General features: G+C 71.6%; 1 protein-coding gene. It reads left to right on the forward strand.

All coding sequences use genetic code 11. The features are described from left to right. Window positions 1-2,333, forward strand: a 2,333-nt coding sequence (gene infB / locus ACFV6I_RS39055; protein WP_380430996.1) for a translation initiation factor IF-2, incomplete at its 5' end; no start/stop codon positions are given. Window positions 2,334-2,451: the final 118 nt, after the last annotated feature.

Here is a 2,451-nt window from a genome sequence, read left to right on the forward strand (position 1 = left end):
CTGGTGCTCCCGGCGCTGACCGTGGCGCCGCGCGTCCCGGTGGCGACCGTCCGCGTCCCGACGGCAAGCCGCGTCCGGCCGGTCCGCGCCCCGGCGCCCCGTCCCCGTCCGGCATGCCGCGCCCGAACCCGGGCATGATGCCGCAGCGTCCGGCTCCGGGCCCGCGTCCGGGCCCCGGCGGCCGTGGCCCCGGTGGCCCCGGTGGCCGTCCGGGTGGTCCGGGTGCCGGTGGCGCCCGTCCGGGCTTCCAGGGTCGTCCGGCCGGTCCGGGCTCGCGTCCGGCCGGTGGCGGCGGCTTCGGCGGTCCGCGTCCCGGTGGCGGTGCCCCCGGTGGCGGCGGCGGCTTCGGCCCGCGTCCCGGTGGTTTCGGTGGTCGTCCCGGCGGCCCGGGTGCCCGTGGTGGCACGCAGGGCGCCTTCGGTCGTGGCCCGGGCGGTCGCCCGGCGCGTGGCCGCAAGTCGAAGCGGGCGAAGCGCCAGGAGTACGAGGCCATGCAGGCCCCGTCCGTCGGCGGTGTGATGCTGCCTCGCGGCAACGGCCAGACCGTTCGCCTGTCGAGCGGCGCCTCGCTGATGGACTTCGCGGAGAAGATCAACGCCAACCCGGCCGCGCTCGTCTCCGTCATGTTCAACCTCGGTGAGATGGTCACCGCGACGCAGTCGGTCTCCGACGCGACCCTCGAGCTGCTGGCCGGCGAGATGGGCTTCATCCTGGAGATCGTCAGCCGCGACGACGAGGACCGCGAGCTGCTGGAGTCGTTCGACATCGACTTCGGTGCGAACGAGGGCGACGAGGACCAACTGGCCCCGCGCCCGCCGGTCGTCACCGTCATGGGTCACGTCGACCACGGTAAGACCCGCCTGCTGGACGCCATCCGCAAGTCCAACGTGGTGGCCGGCGAGGCCGGTGGCATCACCCAGCACATCGGTGCCTACCAGGTCGTCACCGAGGTGAACGGCGAGCAGCGCCCGATCACCTTCCTCGACACCCCGGGTCACGAGGCGTTCTCCGCCATGCGTGCCCGTGGTGCCAAGTCCACCGACATCGCGATCCTGGTGGTCGCGGCCAACGACGGTGTCATGCCGCAGACGGTCGAGGCGTTGAACCACGCCAAGGCCGCGGGTGTGCCGATCGTGGTCGCCGTCAACAAGATCGACGTCGAGGGCGCCGACCCGACCAAGGTCCGCGGTCAGCTGACCGAGTTCGGTCTGGTGGCCGAGGAGTACGGCGGCGACACCATGTTCGTCGACATCTCCGCGCGCCAGGGCCTCAACATCGAGCAGCTGCTGGAGGCCGTGGTCCTCACCGCGGACGCCTCGCTCGACCTGCGGGCCAACCCCGAGCAGGACGCGCAGGGTATCGCCATCGAGGCCCACCTCGACAAGGGCCGCGGCGCCATGGCGACCGTGCTCGTGCAGCGCGGTACCCTCCGCGTCGGCGACTCGATCGTGGTCGGCGACGCCTACGGCCGCGTCCGCGCGATGCTGGACGAGAACGGCAACAGCCTCGCCGAGGCCGGCCCGTCCCGCCCGGTGCTGCTGCTCGGTCTGACCTCGGTGCCCCGCGCCGGCGACAGCTTCATCGTCGTCGACGAGGACCGCACCGCCCGTCAGATCGCCGAGAAGCGCTCGGCCCGCGACCGCAACGCCGCCTTCGCGCAGCGTCGGGTCCGGGTGTCCCTGGAGGACCTGGACAAGGCCATCGCCGCCGGCGAGATCGAGCAGCTCAACCTCATCATCAAGGGTGACGTCTCCGGTTCGGTCGAGGCCCTCGAGGACGCCCTCGTCAAGCTGGACGTGGGCGAGGAGGTCGAGCTCCGCATCCTGCACCGCGGTGTGGGTGCGATCACCGAGTCCGACGTCAACCTGGCGATGGGTTCGGACGCCATCATCATCGGCTTCAACGTGCGCGCCGAAGGCCGTGCGCGTACCGCGGCCGACAAGGAAGGCGTGGACGTCCGGTACTACTCGGTCATCTACCAGGCGATCGAGGAGATCGAGAACGCCCTCAAGGGCATGCTCAAGCCCGAGTACGAGGAGGTGCGCCTCGGCTCCGCGGAGATCCGCGAGGTGTTCCGCTCCTCCAAGTTCGGCAACATCGCGGGTGTCATCGTCCGCGAGGGCCTGCTGCGCCGCAACGCCAAGGCCCGCCTCATCCGCGACGGCAAGGTCGTGGCGGAGAGCCTCAACATCGAGGGTCTGCGCCGCTTCAAGGACGACGCGACCGAGGTCCGCGAGGGCTTCGAGGCCGGTGTCACCCTGGGGTCGTTCAACGACATCAAGGTCGAGGACATCATCGAGACCTACGAGATGCGCGAGAAGCCGCGTTCGTAGTCGGTGAAAGCCGGGGCGGGGGGGCGGGGGGGGGGGTTTGTCGTCCGGCGCCGCGCGGGGGGGGGGTGTGGCGGGGGGGGTGGGGTGGTGTGGGGGTGTGTGTGGGAGAGCGAGAGAG

It is taken from the genome of Kitasatospora sp. NPDC059803 (assembly GCF_042732255.1).
GTDB lineage: Bacteria > Actinomycetota > Actinomycetes > Streptomycetales > Streptomycetaceae > Kitasatospora.